Origin of the sequence: Thalassotalea sp. PLHSN55 (assembly GCF_052030545.1) — a bacterium.
GTDB lineage: Bacteria > Pseudomonadota > Gammaproteobacteria > Enterobacterales > Alteromonadaceae > CANMXU01.
The window spans coordinates 43169-60254 of the sequence record NZ_JBPDIH010000014.1; the positions used below are offsets into that span (position 1 = coordinate 43169).

Annotated in this window: 13 protein-coding genes; 10 read left to right on the top strand and 3 right to left on the bottom strand. The window is 39.5% G+C overall.

Annotated elements, in window-relative coordinates; genetic code table 11:
- Window positions 1-68: 68 nt before the first annotated feature.
- Together pyrD and ACRRSQ_RS19475 are read left to right on the top strand one after the other, a co-directional pair.
- Window positions 69-1079, top strand: a complete 1011-nt coding sequence (pyrD, locus tag ACRRSQ_RS19470) for a quinone-dependent dihydroorotate dehydrogenase (RefSeq protein WP_440877449.1) — start codon at window positions 69-71, stop codon at window positions 1077-1079.
- A gap of 299 nt (window positions 1080-1378) precedes the next feature.
- Window positions 1379-3616 carry a DUF6351 family protein gene (locus ACRRSQ_RS19475; protein ID WP_440877450.1) on the top strand — a complete coding sequence of 746 codons (2238 nt, stop codon included), beginning with the start codon at window positions 1379-1381 and terminating at the stop codon, window positions 3614-3616.
- A gap of 87 nt (window positions 3617-3703) precedes the next feature.
- Here the strand turns inward: ACRRSQ_RS19475 and ACRRSQ_RS19480 are convergent, their stop codons facing one another.
- Window positions 3704-4501, bottom strand: coding sequence for a ribonuclease H family protein (locus ACRRSQ_RS19480; RefSeq protein WP_440877451.1), 798 nt, complete (start codon window positions 4499-4501; stop codon window positions 3704-3706).
- A gap of 15 nt (window positions 4502-4516) precedes the next feature.
- Window positions 4517-5326, bottom strand: coding sequence for an exodeoxyribonuclease III (gene xthA / locus ACRRSQ_RS19485; RefSeq protein ID WP_440877452.1), 810 nt, complete (start codon window positions 5324-5326; stop codon window positions 4517-4519).
- A gap of 537 nt (window positions 5327-5863) precedes the next feature.
- Between xthA and ACRRSQ_RS19490 the strand changes: the two genes are divergently transcribed.
- On the top strand, window positions 5864-6580 hold the full coding sequence (locus ACRRSQ_RS19490; RefSeq protein WP_440877453.1) for a response regulator: 717 nt from the start codon (window positions 5864-5866) through the stop codon (window positions 6578-6580).
- 146 nt (window positions 6581-6726) lie between these two features.
- Window positions 6727-8025, top strand: a complete 1299-nt coding sequence (locus ACRRSQ_RS19495; RefSeq protein WP_440877454.1) for an ATP-binding protein — start codon at window positions 6727-6729, stop codon at window positions 8023-8025.
- A gap of 247 nt (window positions 8026-8272) precedes the next feature.
- Here ACRRSQ_RS19495 and ACRRSQ_RS19500 read toward each other — a convergent pair whose 3' ends face one another.
- A complete protein-coding gene (locus ACRRSQ_RS19500; protein ID WP_440877455.1) occupies window positions 8273-8728 on the bottom strand; it encodes a methylglyoxal synthase in 456 nt (151 codons plus the stop codon).
- 136 nt (window positions 8729-8864) lie between these two features.
- Between ACRRSQ_RS19500 and ACRRSQ_RS19505 the strand changes: the two genes are divergently transcribed.
- The 6 genes from ACRRSQ_RS19505 (at window position 8865) to ACRRSQ_RS19530 (ending at window position 17058) form a co-directional block, all read left to right on the top strand.
- The gene (locus tag ACRRSQ_RS19505; RefSeq protein ID WP_440877456.1) at window positions 8865-9911 is read left to right on the top strand and encodes a zinc-binding dehydrogenase; all 1047 of its coding nucleotides are present in this window, start codon (window positions 8865-8867) and stop codon (window positions 9909-9911) included.
- Between the two features lie 147 nt (window positions 9912-10058).
- Window positions 10059-10271 (top strand): hypothetical protein, encoded by a 213-nt coding sequence (locus tag ACRRSQ_RS19510; protein ID WP_440877457.1) that lies wholly within the window; start codon window positions 10059-10061, stop codon window positions 10269-10271.
- A 217-nt stretch (window positions 10272-10488) separates the two neighbouring features.
- Window positions 10489-11727: an exonuclease subunit SbcD gene (gene sbcD / locus ACRRSQ_RS19515; RefSeq protein WP_440877458.1), complete on the top strand. Its 1239-nt coding sequence runs from the start codon at window positions 10489-10491 to the stop codon at window positions 11725-11727.
- Complete coding sequence (locus ACRRSQ_RS19520; protein WP_440877459.1) at window positions 11724-15539, top strand: AAA family ATPase; 3816 nt, start codon at window positions 11724-11726, stop codon at window positions 15537-15539. Before sbcD ends, ACRRSQ_RS19520 begins: the two co-directional genes overlap by 4 nt.
- Before the next feature lie 79 nt (window positions 15540-15618).
- On the top strand, window positions 15619-16506 hold the full coding sequence (locus ACRRSQ_RS19525; protein ID WP_440877460.1) for a DMT family transporter: 888 nt from the start codon (window positions 15619-15621) through the stop codon (window positions 16504-16506).
- A gap of 57 nt (window positions 16507-16563) precedes the next feature.
- Window positions 16564-17058, top strand: coding sequence for an FKBP-type peptidyl-prolyl cis-trans isomerase (locus tag ACRRSQ_RS19530; protein ID WP_440877461.1), 495 nt, complete (start codon window positions 16564-16566; stop codon window positions 17056-17058).
- Window positions 17059-17086 lie beyond the last annotated feature (28 nt).

Sequence of the window (17086 nt, forward strand, 5' to 3'; positions counted from 1 at the left end):
ATCCTCGCAAAGCGGGGATTTTTTTTATCCGTTACCGTCCATTTTGTAATTTTAACCACAGAGGTATTATGTTTTATTCAGCTATTCGAAAGGTGCTCTTTCAATTTGACCCCGAAACTATTCATGAAATTACTATTAAAGGACTAAAAGCGACGGGTAGTTCACCTCTTAATTTATTTTATAAAAAGAAATTAGCGCAAAAGCCCGTTAACGTTATGGGCATTGAATTTCCAAACCCTGTAGGTCTTGCCGCTGGTTTAGATAAAAATGGTGAATGTATTAATGCCTTTTCTGCAATGGGCTTTGGCTTTGTTGAGGTGGGTACAGTAACACCTCGCCCTCAACCGGGTAATGATAAACCTAGAATTTTCCGTATTGTTGAAAAAAATGCCATTATCAACCGCATGGGTTTTAACAACAAAGGCGTCGACTATTTGGTTGACCAAGTTAAAAAAGCCAATTTTAAAGGCGTTTTAGGTATTAATATTGGTAAAAATAAAGATACCCCAGAAGAAAATGCCAAAGACGATTACATTCACTGTATGCGTAAAGTGTACGACTTCGCCAGCTATATTACGGTCAATATTTCTTCACCTAACACGCCAGGTTTACGCTCACTTCAGTACGGTGATGCATTAAACGAACTATTGTCTGCATTAAAAGCGGAACAAAAAACATTAGCACAACAATACGGTAAGTACATTCCAGTTGCTGTTAAAATTGCCCCTGATTTGTCGAAAGAAGAAATTGACTCTATTGCTCAATCGCTGATTGATAATGAAATTGATGGTGTTATTGCAACCAATACTACCTTATCACGTGAAGGGGTTGAAGGGCAGCAACACGGTGATGAACAAGGTGGTTTAAGTGGTGCTCCGGTGACAGAAAAAAGCACAGAGGTGATTAAACTATTATCGTCTGCGTTGGGTGGCAAGTTACCGATTATTGGTGTTGGCGGTATTATGAGCGCACAAGATGCAAAAGATAAGCTCGCTGCTGGCGCCTCAGTTGTTCAGCTATATTCTGGCTTCATTTATGGTGGCCCTGACTTAGTTGCCGACATCGTTAACGCTATTTAATTTTAGTATTTTAAAAATATCTAATTTTGTATTCAAATAATGCCAGTTAGCACAAACATAAAGTTTGTCTGAACTGGCATTTTTTATAACCTATCCTCAATAACTTATCTTGTTTGATATCCATTAACGTAAATTTTTCACTGCAGATTTAGCGTGTTTAATTGCTAATTTTTGCCTATTTTCATCTCATAATATCGAACGACTGCTTTACGTAACTCGTACTTTTTTCAACTAAACTTAGTTTTGCTAGTAGTAAATTATGGCAGTCGTTTTCTCATTTTTTAGTTGAGGAGTGTATGATGATCAAGAGGATTTTATATCGAATAATTTTAATTACCGTTGCCTTGGTTATTGTTTTAGTTGGCGCAAGCTTACTGTATTTTAACAAAGAAAAAGCAAGTTTTGATTTTAGACAAGTCAAAGCAATAGCCCCAACGTCTGACAGTTATTTATTAACCGTCGATACCCACATAAGCAACAGCATAAGGCCAGCTGAAACTTTTAACTTTCCTATTGCGCTTGGTCAACAAGGGCCTAATGAAAGTCTGTACTCTGGCCCGTTACAATACCCTTTTTATTGTATGACCTTAAATACAGACCTTGGCCAACCTAATGTTGATAACCAATTAGGTTATGGTGTACCTGTTTATCAATCGATTGAATCAAAAGATAAAATAATCGGTTACAGTAAGGATTGCGGCGCCAATTCTCGCTTAAACTATTATGGTGTTAACGAGCAAAAAAACATCGTTAAGTTAATAGAAGAAAAGTTAACCAATAAAGAAATTGCCCAGCAATACATTTTGGATGAAAAGCTGCTCGGCATCTTTCGGGTTGAGCAGGGCACGATTAATCGCTTTATTTATACGTTGATCATGCCAATTACCTTATCAGAAGTTGGCGACAGGTTAGCGCAATCGCAATGGAATAAACGTTTAATTTATCAATTCAACGGCGGCTCTGGTATTGGCTATCGGCAAGGGAAACAAAAGCACAGCAAGGTGCTGAAAAGACAAGTTGAGCAACTGCTCGATGGCTATGCGGTTATCAGCTCAAGTGGCAATCGCACCAGTTATACTTACAACATGTTGTTAGCAGAAGATACTGCCAGACGAGTAAAAAAACAATTCACCAGTTTATATGGGCAGCCGTTATATACCGTTGGCATTGGCGGCTCTGGTGGTGGTTTGGCGCAATACCTTATTGCGCAAAACAGCACCGGTATTTTAGACGGTCTCATTCCACTTTATTCATACCCAGATATGATCACCCAAACGACTTATGCGCTCGATTGTGATTTACTTAATAATTATTTTACCTTTCGTGCCGATAAGCGCTCAGCTTGGTTAGACTGGCAAAAACGTCGTCAAATCGAAGGCATGAATGCCACTAACGATTTTCCGCAACGAGCCGCTTACCTGCAGCCAATGAATCAAATTATGGCCGGTTTTGTTCCTTCATTACCCAAAGGCAATAGTGAATGCATTAATGGCTATTTTGGTTTATCAAGTTTTATCAATAACCCGAAACAGGGCTTTATTCGAGAGTTTTTTCACCCTAAGGTAAGTGAGCAAGTTAAATGGAGTTATTGGCAAGATTTAAAAGCGATTTTGGGTACTGACAAGCAAGGTTATGGCTTAAGTACGTGGGACAATGTTGGCGTGCAATACGGTTTAAAGGCCCTGATAAATAATACCATTTCTTTTGAAGAGTTTTTTGATATTAATGAAAAGATAGGCAGTTGGAAGCCACAGCAACAAATGGTAAAAGAGTCTATCTTCACGCCGTTTGGTCGTAAAATTCCATTATGGTTATCGTTATGGGGAAACAATAACATAACTGAGGGGGATGATGGCGTTGCACCACGTCATCAAGGATCCATTAGCGCGATGCAAGCAGCTTATCGCTGGGGACAAGTCTTTATTGGTAAGGTCGACTTGCCTATTCTTGATGTGCGGCATTATTTAGAAGATGAACTCGACATGCATCATATCTCAGCTTCGTTTTATAGCCGTTTACGTATTGAAAAAGCAAACGGTCACGCAATAAATCATGTTATTTGGATTGCCGATAAAAACTATAATCCCGCACATCTAGCCTTCAAAGTCATGGACGAATGGTTACTTGCCCTAAGAGATAAGCAGCAGCTTGCTTCACAGTCGTTAAACCAAGAAACTGAGCCGTTATCTAAAAACACAGTTGAGAGTAAGCCAGAGTACCTTAATGATGCTTGTTTTGACGCTTCAGGTGCGATAATTGCGCAGGGTAACAACGTTTGGAATGGTAGCTGGAATAATAAAGCTGACGGAAAATGCCATCAATTATTTCCAATGTACAGCACAAGCCGAATTCAAGCAGGTAGCCGGTGGGCAGGAGATTTATTTAAATGCCAATTAATCAGCATAGAAAGCGCGATTCAAAAAGGTATTTACGGCAAGCTCGATTTAACGCCGTACTTGGCAAGGTTAAAACAAATATTTCCTGACGGTGTTTGTGATTATCAACAAGTAGATGTTGGTAGGCCTGCCAATATTTAAACGTTATTAATATTTAAAGCTATTAGTATTTAAACACTATTAACTACCGCGAATTATCATTAATAAAGCGCGGTAGTGTTTGCTAGCTTAGCCAGATTCCATGGCAAGAATGGCTTTAATATTCAAGTTTTCTTGGAATTGAACAAACGACTTTTCGTGTTGACTACGTGCGTAAACGGCCATGCGATCAGAGAGTTCATTGCCTTCAATATTGGCGTGGCCTTTGACATGTGAAACCTTCAAGTTGGTTTTTATCTGTTGATAAAGGTTAAAACAGGCTTGCACCAATTCAGGATTTTTAATGGCTTCACCATTGGCTTTTTTCCAGCCTTTTTTCTGCCAACCTGTTGCCCATTTGGTCACACAATCAATCGAGTATTTTGAATCAGACAGCACTTGCACATTCAAGCCTTGGCTAATGTAGTTTTGCGCTAATTTAAACGCTTCTAATAAACCATTTAGCTCTGCGGTATTGTTGGTACCATTTGCGTTATATAAACCATACCAGAGCGCTTTCAGCTCGCTTTTATGGTAAATCGCTATACCGGTGCCAGACTTGCCTGGGTTAGGAGAACAAGCGCCGTCACAATAAATGTTAACGTCTGCATCGTTACTGGCATGATAACTCGAACTTTTACTCGATGTTTTACTAGTGCTGGTTGAGCTGCCGCCTGTTGTGCTTTTACTGCCTTGGCCTTTTTCTAGCGAGCGTTTCATTAATGCACGCGTATAAGTCGATTGAAAAGCAAGCTCAGCTTCTTGTTTGGAATTAAAGCCCATAAATTGAGCATCAGCACGCCCTTGAGTATGAGATTGTACTTCTGCCCAGGTATCAAAAACGCCGGTTTGAGCGCCTTTCCAGACCACATAATGTTTTTTAGCCATAATGATTACTCAATATTACTCAGCAAAAGTGGACCAAATTGGCGCATGATCAGACGGCTTTTCAATGCCACGTAATTCATAGTCAACATCAGACTCGACACAAGTTCCTGCCAAGGTATTTGTTGCCAAAATTACGTCTATTCGCAGGCCGCGGTTGTCAGGAAAGCCTTTTGAACGATAATCAAACCAAGAATAGCGCTCTTCACGCGTTGGGTGCAATTCTCTAAAAGTATCTTTAAAGCCCCAATCCATAAGTGTTTTTAACCATTCACGTTCTTCCGGTTGAAAACTACATTTTCCCGTTTTTAACCAACGTTTTCGGTTCGGCTCACCAATGCCAATATCAAGGTCGGTTGGCGAAATATTAATATCGCCCATGACAACAATATTCTCTTCTGGGCTATGGTGATCATTTAAGTAACTCATCAAGTCCTTATAAAACTGACGCTTGTAAGGATATTTTGTTTCATGCGCGATATTGTCACCTTGTGGGAAATAACCGTTTAATACCGTGACTTTTTCACCAGCACTGTTGGTAGTTTCCACCATAATCATGCGTTTTTGTGCATCTTCATTATCAGTTGGAAAACCTTTAATTACTTTATCTGCCGGCTTTTTACATAGCATAGCGACGCCGTAGTGGGCTTTTTGGCCATGAAAATAAACCTGATAACCCATAGCTTCAACGTCAGCTAGTGGAAAGGCTTCATCGTGAACTTTAATTTCTTGAAGGCCGATAATGTCTGGCGCGTGTTTGTCGATAATAGCCTGTAATTGATGAAGTCTGGCACGTAAGCCATTTATATTAAAAGAGATTATTTTCATAGGGTAAAATTTGCTTAATTAGTTGAGAAGGTAAAATCACATCGTTGTAGTGCTAGCGCAATACCTGTGTGCTTTATCGGCTTGTTGTGTGTCATGATAAAACAAAGCGAATAGTTTGTTAATGTCTTTATTTAAAAGAAAAATAAATAGTTTTTTAGCTAAGTTGAACTATGCTTTATTACGGAATTTAACCAAAGCATTAAGTGGTTTAGTTTTCGATTAATGCTCGTCTTATTTCTTTACAAATACAAAACAACTTTGCTGATAAAAAATGCGAAATGCTGATAAAAGCAAGAGAAAAATTTCAAAAATATAACAAAAATGCTGAAAATTGCGGCGTTCGGTAAATGTAATGAAATGTTTTATTACAGTATCACTATGTAATAAATATTGTTAAACAATTGTAGCTTGTTTAATCTAGAGCCATATCGTTAAAGATGAAAAAGAAATGTAATTATCTGAGTGCATTATAACGAAGAATGTTTCAGGTAATTTTATATAAATTTATGTAATTGTTTACATTGTAGGAGCAGTCCAATGACCAATAAAAATTCTTCAGTTAAAAAAATATTACTTGTTGAAGATGATCGCCAATTATCAGATCTAGTGTCTGATTTTTTAGAAAGTGAAGGTTACCACGTTAAACAAGAATTTCGTGGTGATAACGTTGCTAAGAAAGTACAGCAGTTTTCACCAGACTTAATTTTATTAGATATTATGTTACCAGGTAAAGACGGTTTCACAGTATGTAAAGAACTTCGTCCTACATTTAACGGCCCAATCTTAATGTTAACCGCTAAAGGTACCGACTTTGACCAAGTCTTAGGCTTAGAAATTGGTGCTGACGATTATGTTATAAAACCAGTAGAGCCTCGCGTATTACTTGCACGTGTTAATGCATTATTACGCCGTGGTGAATTACCTCAAGACGGTAACGAAAAATCTGAGCTATCAATTGGTCAACTATATGTTAACCGTAGTTCGAGACAAGTTACTTTACATGAAGATTCAATTGACTTAACTAGCCAAGAGTTTGACTTGTTATGGTTATTAGCAAGCCGCGCTGGTGAAGTTCAAAACCGCGACTTTATCTACAAAGCTGTCGTTGGTCGTGAATACGACGGACTGGATAGAAGTGTTGATGTACGTATTTCACGTTTACGTAAAAAATTACACGATAGTAATGAAACACCATTTAGAATTAAAACTATTTGGGGCCAAGGTTATTTATTTGTTCCAGATGCTTGGAACTAAATTTACCGCTCAATAATTTAAGAAAAATTAGTTCACCTGTTATTACTTGTAACTTGAGTAATTTAGGGGGACTAATTTTTTTGTATATGGGATAAAATAAAATATATTAAACTTTATTCCTCCAATGTGTTGTCAAAGGGTGTTATATGAGACTCGGTCGTTCCTTTTTTAGTCTTTATTTTCTTAATATTGTTTTGTTTATTTGTTTTACTTGGGTTGTTGATGAGATTTGGAATTCTTATGTTGAACAAGACATTGAATCTTATACTGGCTATCAAACCATGCTACTGGCCGTTGGTGATTATTTAAGTAAACACCCAAAGGAAGAGTGGCCCGATATTATTAAAAAAACGTCTAAACGTTACGACTTACCATTGAATCTAATGCCGCAGTCTGAAATGTCTGAACAAAAATATCATGAGCACAACAAGATTGAAAAAGACAATACCCATGTTTTTTATTATGACAAAAAAGTCACTTTGCATCATGTGCTTGCAGACAGTGACCAAATTTTAACCTTAGGTCCAACACGCATGCCGTCAAGGCCTCGTGCTGAAGCGCTAGTGCGGTTAATTGTTTTTGGCTTACTTGGTGTGATGATTTTCTTTTGGCTATGGCCAATTTCTCGAGATTTGGATCAATTACAGAAAACGACCAAGGCATTTGGTGAAGGCGATTTTGAAATTAAATCGGATAAAGCAACATCACATATGATCGAGCCTATGGTGACCGCCTTTAATATGATGGCCGATCGTATAAAAAGCTTGATTGAAGCCCATAAAGAGTTAACTAATGCTGTTGCTCACGAATTAAGAACGCCATTAGCTCGTTCAAAGTTTGCCTTGCAAATGTTGTCGTCGGTTAAAGATGAGGCTAAACGTGAACGTTATCTGGCACAAATTACCACAGATGTTGGCGAGCTAGACGAGCTGATCAACGAAATGCTGTTATACGCTAGTTTTTCAAATACCATGCCTGAACTAAAAGTAGAACGACAAGATATGGTCGATTTAGTAAATCAGCAAGTCAAAAAATACGAACAATACCAGGGCCAAATCGAAGTCATTAAAAGTGCCAATGGCTTGTACGCAGATTGTGACTATCATTTTATTGAAAGAGCCGTGCACAACTATATCTCAAACGCTATTAAGTATGGTAAAGATCATATTCGTGTCACCATCATGTCTGAAAATAACCAATGTGTGATTAAAGTTGAAGACAATGGTAAAGGCGTATCTAAAGAATTTCAAAGTGTGGTGTTTGACGCGTTTTCACGCGGAGACAATAGCCGAAACAAAGAAACTGGTGGTTTTGGTTTAGGTTTAGCCATTGTTGGCCGTATTATGGAATGGCATAAAGGTGCAGCAACAGTTACTGATAGTGAGTTAGGTGGCGCGAGTTTTGTATTAACCTGGCCGTTAACCGAGCAAAAGCAGCTTTCTTAGATTTTTTTGACAGTCGGCGGGGCACAAAGGGGTCGGTGACATCAAGTTTAACACTCTGATTAAGCAGGCATTATTGTGTTCGATTTGCAAGCATGTCACCGACCCCATTTAGAATCATGATTATGTAATCGACGGGAGCGGTGACATTAATTTAAAACTTTGATTATGGTGGCAGGATAATTGTCTGCTTTGTAAATATGTCACCGACCCCATTTAGAATCCGTTAAACTCTGTTTAGCAATTCAGACTAAGTACGCTTAGCGATATAGTCATCATAGTCAGGAATTGATTTTTGATAAGCTTGATCAAACAGGCTTGAATTAATTAAAAAGTCAGCGCTGGCCTGATTACAGGCAACAGGAATATTCCACACTGCAGCTAACCGTAATAACGCTTTCACATCAGGGTCGTGCGGCTGCGCTTCAAGCGGATCCCAAAAGAAAATCAGCATATCAATTTTTTGCTCGGTGATCAGCGCGCCAATTTGTTGGTCGCCACCAAGAGGACCACTGATCAGGCTATTGATGGATAATTGCGTTTCTTTTGCTAATAAAGTACCGGTAGTGCCTGTAGCGTATAGGGTATGCTCAGCTAACTTCTCTTTATAGTATTGGCACCATAAAATAAGGTCTTTTTTCATGTTGTCATGGGCAACGAGAGCAATCGATTTGGTTTTTTCTGCAGTAACTTTTTTATAATGCATAAAACATACAAAGTAATAACTAGGTGGATTTAGATTATCATAACTTGTTGCAAATCCAAGCGCTTAATTGTGCTTTAAATGTGTGGTCATAAAAAGATTGTGTTAGGCTAATTTTTTTGGCTGTGAACACAATAATATGAATAAACCAACGTCAGTTAAATTAAATCTAGGTTTTGCGCTTAAGCTTTCAGACAACGCTGAGCTTGCATCATCAAGTCGAATTTCGTTACAAGAAAAACCAATTCCAGCATTAAAACCGGGTCAAGTACTCGTTAAAATGTTAACGGCTCCAGTTAACCCTTCTGATCTTGTTTATTTGCTCGGTAAATATGGCTTGCCTCCTAACGATAATGCCTATGTTGGCTTTGAAGGCTGCGGTATTGTTATTGAGGCGAATGCTGGGCTTTATGGCAAATGGTTAGTCGGTAAGCGTGTTGCGTTATCTGCTCAACCCGGCATAGATGGTGTGTGGGCAAATTATGCGGTAACTAAAGCTAATTATTGCTTACCGGTGCGAAAAGATATTAGTGATGAGCAAGCGGCAACGTTAATTGTTAATCCTTGCACCTCTGTTTGTTTAGTTGAACGCGCAATAACACTTAAAGCGAAAGCTATTGTGGTTAATGCGGCAGCTAGCCAAGTGGGTAAGGGCGTTATTCGTTATGCTAAAATGTTGGGAATAAAAACCATCGCCACCGTGAGAAGTCATAGCAATATAGCCCCATTGCAAGCACTTGGCGCCGCCCACGTTTTATTGACCACCACTGACGACTATCAAGCGCAATTAAAAAACCTTTGTGCCCAAAATAACGCAACTGTACTACTAGATTCCGTTGCTGATATCGACACCGCTCAGGTCTTAAAGGCAATGCCTAATAAATCAACGGCAATTGTTTACGGACGATTAACGGAAACGCACGATCCTGTTGGCGGAAAATTTCCGGTCGCAGATGTTATTTTTAGAGAAATGAATATTGAGGGCTTTTGGCTAGCCAATTACATTTCAAATGCCAACCCTTTACAAGTTTTACGGTTAAGTCGTAAAGTGCAAAAATTATTTTCGCAAGGTGTTTTTAAAACAGATATTTATAAAGTCGTTGATTTTAGCGACTTTGGCGAGGCTATTGATCATTATGCGCAACATAAAAGCGATGGCAAAGTTATTTTATATTGCAATAGTTAGCCGTTTTATCGCTTGATAATTGCACTAAATGTAGTGCGATTACATTTTGTTGCAGGAAGTATTAATAGATTTACAGCTCGACCACATGCTTGGCGATATAGTAACCACATAGCGTTTAATTTAAACATTTGTCGGTGAGGTATTAACATGAAAAAGTATTTATTAGCATCTATTGTTGGTTTGTTTACACTTAGTGCCGCTGCAACACCTGTTGCACAGCCAGTAGACGTTGAAATTGATAAACAGCAACTTAAGACTAAAATTGAACAAAGCATTAACAAAGAGCTAGCTGAAATCGACGTTAATATTGAGCCAGTTAAGCAAAATTTTGCCAAAACCAACGCTCAATCGAATGCTTAAAATGAATAAATTAATTAGTAAATAATAAATAATAAACGCACTGACCATATACATGGTCGGTGCGTTTTGTTTTGTAAAACTTCACCGTTTCAAAGCAACACCATTTCACAGCAACACAATTCATTTAAAACAAAGTCTGTTTAAGCGCTGAAAAACACGTATCAATCGGTTAGAATCATTTCCTTATTTTTTCTTTTTAATTGAGTGATTTAAAACTATGCGCTTGCTCCACACGTCTGATTGGCATTTAGGTCAATATTTTTATGGCAAAAGCCGAGCGCATGAACATCAACAATTTTTAAATTGGCTACTAAACACTATTAGCGATGAAAATATCGATATTGTTATCGTTGCTGGCGATATTTTTGATACCGGTACGCCGCCAAGTTATGCCCGCGAACTCTATTTTGATTTTATTGAAAAACTGAATAAGCTCGATTGTCAATTGGTGATCTTAGCAGGTAACCACGACTCAGTCGCCATGTTAAGTGAAGCAAAAGGCTTATTAAAAAGCTTAAATACACAGGTTGTGCCTGTGGTTAGCGACGATATTAACCAACAAGTCTTTACCTTATCTGATAAAAATAACCAACCGCTTGCGGTTGTTTGCGCTATTCCTTATATACGCCCACGCGACGTTTTAACAAGTAAGGCAGGGCAAAGTGCACGCGACAAGCAATTGTCGCTGCAACAAGGCATAGCCGATCATTATCAGCGTTTATATCAACACGCAAAAACGTTGGCAGATGACAAATTGCCCATTCTCGCAACAGGCCATCTAACCACGGTCGGCGTCACTGTATCTGAATCGGTTAGAGATATTTATATCGGTACACTTGAAGCATTCCCTGCAGATGCCTTTCCACCGGCAAACTACATTGCTTTAGGGCACATTCATCGCAGCCAAAAAGTCGCAAAAAGCGAACATATTCGTTATAGCGGTTCACCAATTGCACTGAGTTTTGATGAAGCTAAACAAGAAAAATCTGTGCTGATCGCTGAATTTGAGCAAGAGCGCTTGAGCCAAGTATTACCATTAACCATTCCATGTTTTCAGCCGCTGATCATGGTTAAAACCAGCTTAGAAAATGTTGTTGAACAAGTCAGCCAAGCGGTTGAGCAATATCAAGCAAACCATCAACAGGCGCCAGAGCAACGTATTTGGCTAGACATTGAAATTAGCAGCGCGCAATACTTACAAGACTTGCAAATGCGGATAGCGTCTTTAGTTGAAAACCTACCTGTAGAAATTTTATTGGTTAGGCGGGCAAAAACTTCTCGCCAAGCGATGCCAGAGCAACAAGAAAAAGTGACCTTAAATGAACTTACTTTAATGGACGTATTTAACGCACGTTTAGCACAAGAAGAATGGCAAGATGAGCAAGGTGAACAAAAACAGCGCCTAGAGCAGCTGTTTTTACAAATGGTTGCAGCAAGTAAAGAGGAGCAAGCATGAAAATAATCTCGCTTCGCTTTGAAAATATTAACGCCTTAAAAGGGCACTGGTTCATTGATTTTAGCCAAGCACCTTTTAACGGCAATAGTCTGTTTGCGATCACAGGCCCAACCGGTGCTGGTAAAACAACGATTTTAGATGCGATGTGTTTAGCCTTATATCATCGCACCCCAAGGCTGACTATTTCCGATAAACAAAACCAATTAATGACCCGCCACACCAGTAGCTGTTTAGCGGAAGTGGAATTTGAAGTAAAAGGTAAGGGCTATCGCGCCTTTTGGAGTCAGCGCCGCGCAAAAGGACAGGCTGATGGAAAATTACAAGCAGCAAAAGCTGAACTTGCCACCCTCGACGGTGAAATTATTGTCGATAAGTTATCACAGGTTAAACAGGAAATTGCTCAGTTAACCGGTTTAGACTTTTCCCGTTTTACCAAATCTATGTTGTTATCGCAGGGGGATTTTGCCGCATTTTTAAATGCTAAAGCGAGTGAGCGTGCTGAGCTGCTAGAAGAATTAACCGGTACTGAAATTTATGGTCAAATCTCGCAGTTTATTTTTGCTCAGCATAAAGAGGCTAATGAAGCATTAAAGTTGTTGTTAGCGCAAAGCCAAGGCATGCAGCTTTTAACGGAAACCGAAGTTGAGACCTTAAATCAACAACTACAAGAAAATGAGCAACAAGAAAAAACACTGGTTGAGCAACAAACTTGGCTGAGCCACGTGATTAAATGGCACGAGCAAAACCATATAAGCACTCAACAGAAAATCAAAGGTGAACAGCTTCTTAAGCAAAATCAAGCACAAGAATTGGCGGCAAATGCACAATTAACTCAGCTTAATTTGGCTGCGCCTGCTGAAGCGCTTCGCATAGCGTACGAGCAGCAAAAACACCTGATTAATGAACATGCTAAACAACAAAATATTGTCGAACAAAACAAGCTGCAATTTAACCAAGCGCAAAGTCAGTCAGGCTTATTAGCTAAACAATTAACGGCAGCGACAAAAGAGCAGGACAACGCACAAGAGGGGTGGCAAAAAGCCGAGCAACTGATTAATGAAAAAATAGTGCCGCTTGATCATGAAATTGACCAAGTTACTATTGCTATGAATAAGCAACAGGAAAGCAAAAATGTGCTTGCTGAGCAATTATCAGGCGTTGATGTTAAGTTAAAGCAACAACAACATTTGCTAGAAAATACGAGTCAAGAAATAACGGAGATTGCTGGTTATTTATCAACGCAAACACACCTAAAAAATCTACCGCAATTTCTGCCCTTATGGCAAAGTCAGTTTGCGCAATTAGGTGAAACAACACAGTCATCGATTGCGTTGAAAAAACAGCAGCAGGTTATCAATAATCAGCGTGATATTGAAGAAAAACAGCAGCAAAACCTAGTGATCACCGGCCAACAATGTGAAGAGTCGCTTAATAACCTTCGCTTAGAAGAAAAGAAAATATCTTCTGAAATACAAGAGCTTGCAGGTTACGCGTTACCTCTTGTTGCAGCTTTGGCTGATACTGAACTAGAAAATGGAGCGCAACAGCCAGCGTCGTTTGAAAAAGCAATGACAGCGCAGATTAAAGCGCAGCAAAATAACCAAACTCAGCTACTAGTTGCCCAACAATATGCTCGCCAGTTCCATGCATTAACGGCAGAAATAACAACCACTACTGAGCAGTTAGAAAGCGATAATAAAACGCATCAAGAATTAACTGCGCAGCGTCAATTACTCAGACAGCAATATGTCGAACATAATCAGCAAAAGCGTGATCTTGAAACCATTGTTGCTCAGCATCAAACGATTATGGCACTGTCTGATCACCGCGCCAATTTACAAGCTGAACAGCCGTGTCCATTGTGCGGTTCAACTCAGCATCCGGCGATTGAAAATTATCAAGCGATTAACCCAAACGAACATCAACAACGTTTAGTTGAAATAACACAAGTGGTAGCATCAATTGAGCAACAAGGTAATAGTGTTAAGCAGCAGTTGGCACAAATTGAAGGTAAAATTGGCGCACTTTCTCAAACCTTAGCTGAGAAAAATACACAGCAGCAATCCTTGTTAGTTCAGTGGCAACAAATTAGCGAGCCACTAATGCTAAGCTTTACCATTGAGCAGTTAACCGAATTAGATGAATATATTGTCGAGCAAAGCAATAACTTAGAACAGTTAACCGCTATTGAGCAGCAATATTTGCATTTGAATAAGTCTTTGCAAGCATTGCATCAGCAGCTTAGCGATGCCGATAAATCATTAAGCCAAAAGCGCAGTGAGCAGGCATTAGTTGAACAATCGATAGGCCAGCACAATAAACAGTTAGGCGAACTCGATCTGCAGCTTAGTCAACAAGCCCAAACGATAAATAACTTACAACAGCAGCTTGAGCAAAGCATTAGCCAAGCGAACTTAACTGTGCCCGAACATAACAAGTGTGAAGCGTGGTTTAACGAGCTTAACCAGCAAGTCGCCACATTTAACCAGCGCGAGCAACAGCATCAAAAGTTAACTCAACATAGCGTGGAAATAAACCACACAATTGCCTCAATCACTGAAAATTTTAAACGTATAGAAACTGAGATTAATGAAAGCAATCGCTTATCTCAGCGCTTAATCACGGATAAAACTCAGCTTATGCAAACGCGAGAGCAATTATTTGGCCAGCAAACGGTGGCACAGGCAAGAGAGCAGCTTCAACAAGATAAACAGCAGCTTGAACAAAAAATGTCGACGTTAAGTGCTCAAATAAAAGATGCCGATATGCAAATGCAAAACTGGCAAGGGCAGGTGCACGCCAGCGAGCAACAATTACAAGACTGTGAAAATCAGCGAGAACAAGCCGTTACCACGTGGCAAAAGCGACTTGAGCAAAGCAGTTTTGACAATGAACAAGACTTTCTAAGTGCACTTATTACCCCTGAACTGCATCAGCAGCTAAGTGAGCTTGCCCAGCAATTAGCAACCGATAAACAACAAGCGCAGTTATTGCTAAAGCAGGCTGAGGAGCATTTAGTCGCACTTAAAGCTGAACAAGATCATTTATTTAATCAACCCGTTAGTCAGTCATTTAATCACGAATTTAGTCAATCAATGCTAAACATAGATGCTAACAGCAATGATGAAACCTTATTAGCAAGTCAGCAGCAACTTAGTGAGCAAATTAAACAGCTGCAAATTGATAAAGGTCAGTACAGACAAGCCTTAAATCAAAACCAAACACAACAAGAAAAACAAAAAGAGCTACTTGCCCAAATTGCTAGCCAACAAACACAAGTCGATGACTTAGCCCATTTAAATGGCTTAATTGGCTCAAAAGATGGCGCTAAATTTAGAAAGTTTGCCCAAGGGCTAACCTTAGCGCATTTGGTTTATCTGGCAAATAAACAGCTAGATAAGTTACATGGACGCTATCAGCTGCAATGCCAAGCGGATGATTCCTTATCGCTACAAGTCCTAGATACTTGGCAGGGGGATTCTTTGCGTGATACGCAAACCTTATCAGGCGGTGAAAGCTTTTTGGTTTCCTTAGCCTTAGCGTTGGCATTATCGGATTTGGTCAGTGCTAAAACCAGTATTGACTCGCTGTTTCTTGATGAAGGTTTTGGCACGCTAGATAACGATACATTGGAAGTCGCACTTAGCGCCTTAGACAACTTAAATGCCAGTGGCAAAATGATCGGTATTATTAGTCATATTGATACCTTAAAAAGCCGAATTGATGTGCAAATCGCCGTTAATAAGCACAGCGGTCTAGGGGTTAGTGAACTTGACAGTAATTATCGTTATTCAGTGAAAGAATCAGACTAACACCTTATTTACGATAATATATCTGCCTAAAACCCAAGTTAGTTAATTGTAACGGTCAACAAAACAAGGAACATATTTAGTGGAAATATGGATTTATTTCACATTATTAGCCGCCACCATGCAAGCTGTGCGAACCGCAGGGCAAAAGCAGCTATCAGCTCATTTAAATGCCATGGCAACCACCAGTGTGCGCTATGTTTATGCCTTGCCATTTGCATGGGCTTATTTATGGTGGTTGTTAGATTATCGGCAAGTATCAGTTCCTGAGTTAAATCCGCAGTTTTTGCAATACGCGTTAACCGCCTCTGTGATGCAAATTATCGGTACAGCGTGTCTTGTTGCCGCGTTTAAATACCGAAACTTTGCCGTTGCCACTAGCCTTGCAAAAACCGAAGCAATCCAAGTGGCTGTTGTTGGCGCACTTGTCTTTTCAGCAGGTTTAAGTGCCTGGGGTTGGTTTTCTGTCGTTGTCGGCGTGATTGGAGTATTAATTGTTTCTAAAGTAAAATTTACCGTTCGAGACGTTTTTCAAAACCCCGGTGCAGGCTTTGGTTTAGCTTCAGGTCTAGGGCTTGCGATCACCACCTTATTAATTAGAGAGTCGAGCTTAGCGTTAAACACCGATCTTATGGTTAGCGCCGCAGTAACGCTGGTATTTATGATCACCGTACAATCGGTTGTCTCACTGGTTTATGTATATATTCAAAATAAAAAACAAATCCCTGTGATGATCAGCCAATGGCGCCTTTGCCTTTTTGTTGGTGTGACCAGCGTATTAGGGTCAATTGGTTGGTTTACTGGCGCAAGTTATCAAACGGCAGCCTATGTAAAAGCACTCGGGCAAGTTGAGTTTTTTATTACGCTGCTGCTGACTTATCGATTTTTTAAAGAAAAAATTACCCTAAAAGAGTATGTTGGCATGGCATTAATACTCGCAAGTGTGTTGATCCTGTTACTTTGGGCTTAGCTTTTTGCTAAACTGCCGCCATTAAAAATTTGTTATCAATTATTGATTGGAAAATATATGAAAATTACTGATAAAACCGTTGTTCAGTTTCACTACACCTTAAAAGATGAAGCTGGCGTAGAATTAGAGTCTTCACACGGCAGCGACCCATTAGCTTACTTGCATGGCTATAAAAACATGTTAGTGGGTGTTGAAAATGCATTAACCGATAAAGAAGCGGGTGATAAATTTTCAGTAACATTACAGCCTGAAGATGCCTACGGCGAACGCCAAGAAGGTGCTGAACAACGTGTACCAGTAAAACATTTACAAGGTTTACCTACGCCAAGTGCTAAATGGAAAAAAGGCATGTCAGCTGTAGTTAATACAGAACAAGGTCAACGCCAAGTCACTGTGATCAAAGCAGGTAAATTCATGGTAACAGTTGATACTAATCCACCACTTGCTGGCAAAGTATTAACGTTTGATTTAGAAGTGGTTGACGTTCGCGCTGCAACCGATGAAGAAGTTGAGCATGGCCATGCGCACGGTGTTGGTGGTCATCAGCACTAGCACTAATTTAACGGGCATTTTTACATGC

Excerpts from the sequence above, each read along its gene's own strand:
- pyrD (WP_440877449.1), top strand. The coding sequence starts at position 69 with ATGTTTTATTCAGCTATTCGAAAGGTGCTCTTTCAATTTGACCCCGAA.
- ACRRSQ_RS19475 (WP_440877450.1), top strand. The coding sequence starts at position 1,379 with ATGATCAAGAGGATTTTATATCGAATAATTTTAATTACCGTTGCCTTG.
- ACRRSQ_RS19480 (WP_440877451.1), bottom strand. The coding sequence starts at position 4,501 with ATGGCTAAAAAACATTATGTGGTCTGGAAAGGCGCTCAAACCGGCGTT.
- xthA (WP_440877452.1), bottom strand. The coding sequence starts at position 5,326 with ATGAAAATAATCTCTTTTAATATAAATGGCTTACGTGCCAGACTTCAT.
- ACRRSQ_RS19490 (WP_440877453.1), top strand. The coding sequence starts at position 5,864 with ATGACCAATAAAAATTCTTCAGTTAAAAAAATATTACTTGTTGAAGAT.
- ACRRSQ_RS19495 (WP_440877454.1), top strand. The coding sequence starts at position 6,727 with ATGAGACTCGGTCGTTCCTTTTTTAGTCTTTATTTTCTTAATATTGTT.
- ACRRSQ_RS19500 (WP_440877455.1), bottom strand. The coding sequence starts at position 8,728 with ATGCATTATAAAAAAGTTACTGCAGAAAAAACCAAATCGATTGCTCTC.
- ACRRSQ_RS19505 (WP_440877456.1), top strand. The coding sequence starts at position 8,865 with ATGAATAAACCAACGTCAGTTAAATTAAATCTAGGTTTTGCGCTTAAG.
- ACRRSQ_RS19510 (WP_440877457.1), top strand. The coding sequence starts at position 10,059 with ATGAAAAAGTATTTATTAGCATCTATTGTTGGTTTGTTTACACTTAGT.
- sbcD (WP_440877458.1), top strand. The coding sequence starts at position 10,489 with ATGCGCTTGCTCCACACGTCTGATTGGCATTTAGGTCAATATTTTTAT.
- ACRRSQ_RS19520 (WP_440877459.1), top strand. The coding sequence starts at position 11,724 with ATGAAAATAATCTCGCTTCGCTTTGAAAATATTAACGCCTTAAAAGGG.
- ACRRSQ_RS19530 (WP_440877461.1), top strand. The coding sequence starts at position 16,564 with ATGAAAATTACTGATAAAACCGTTGTTCAGTTTCACTACACCTTAAAA.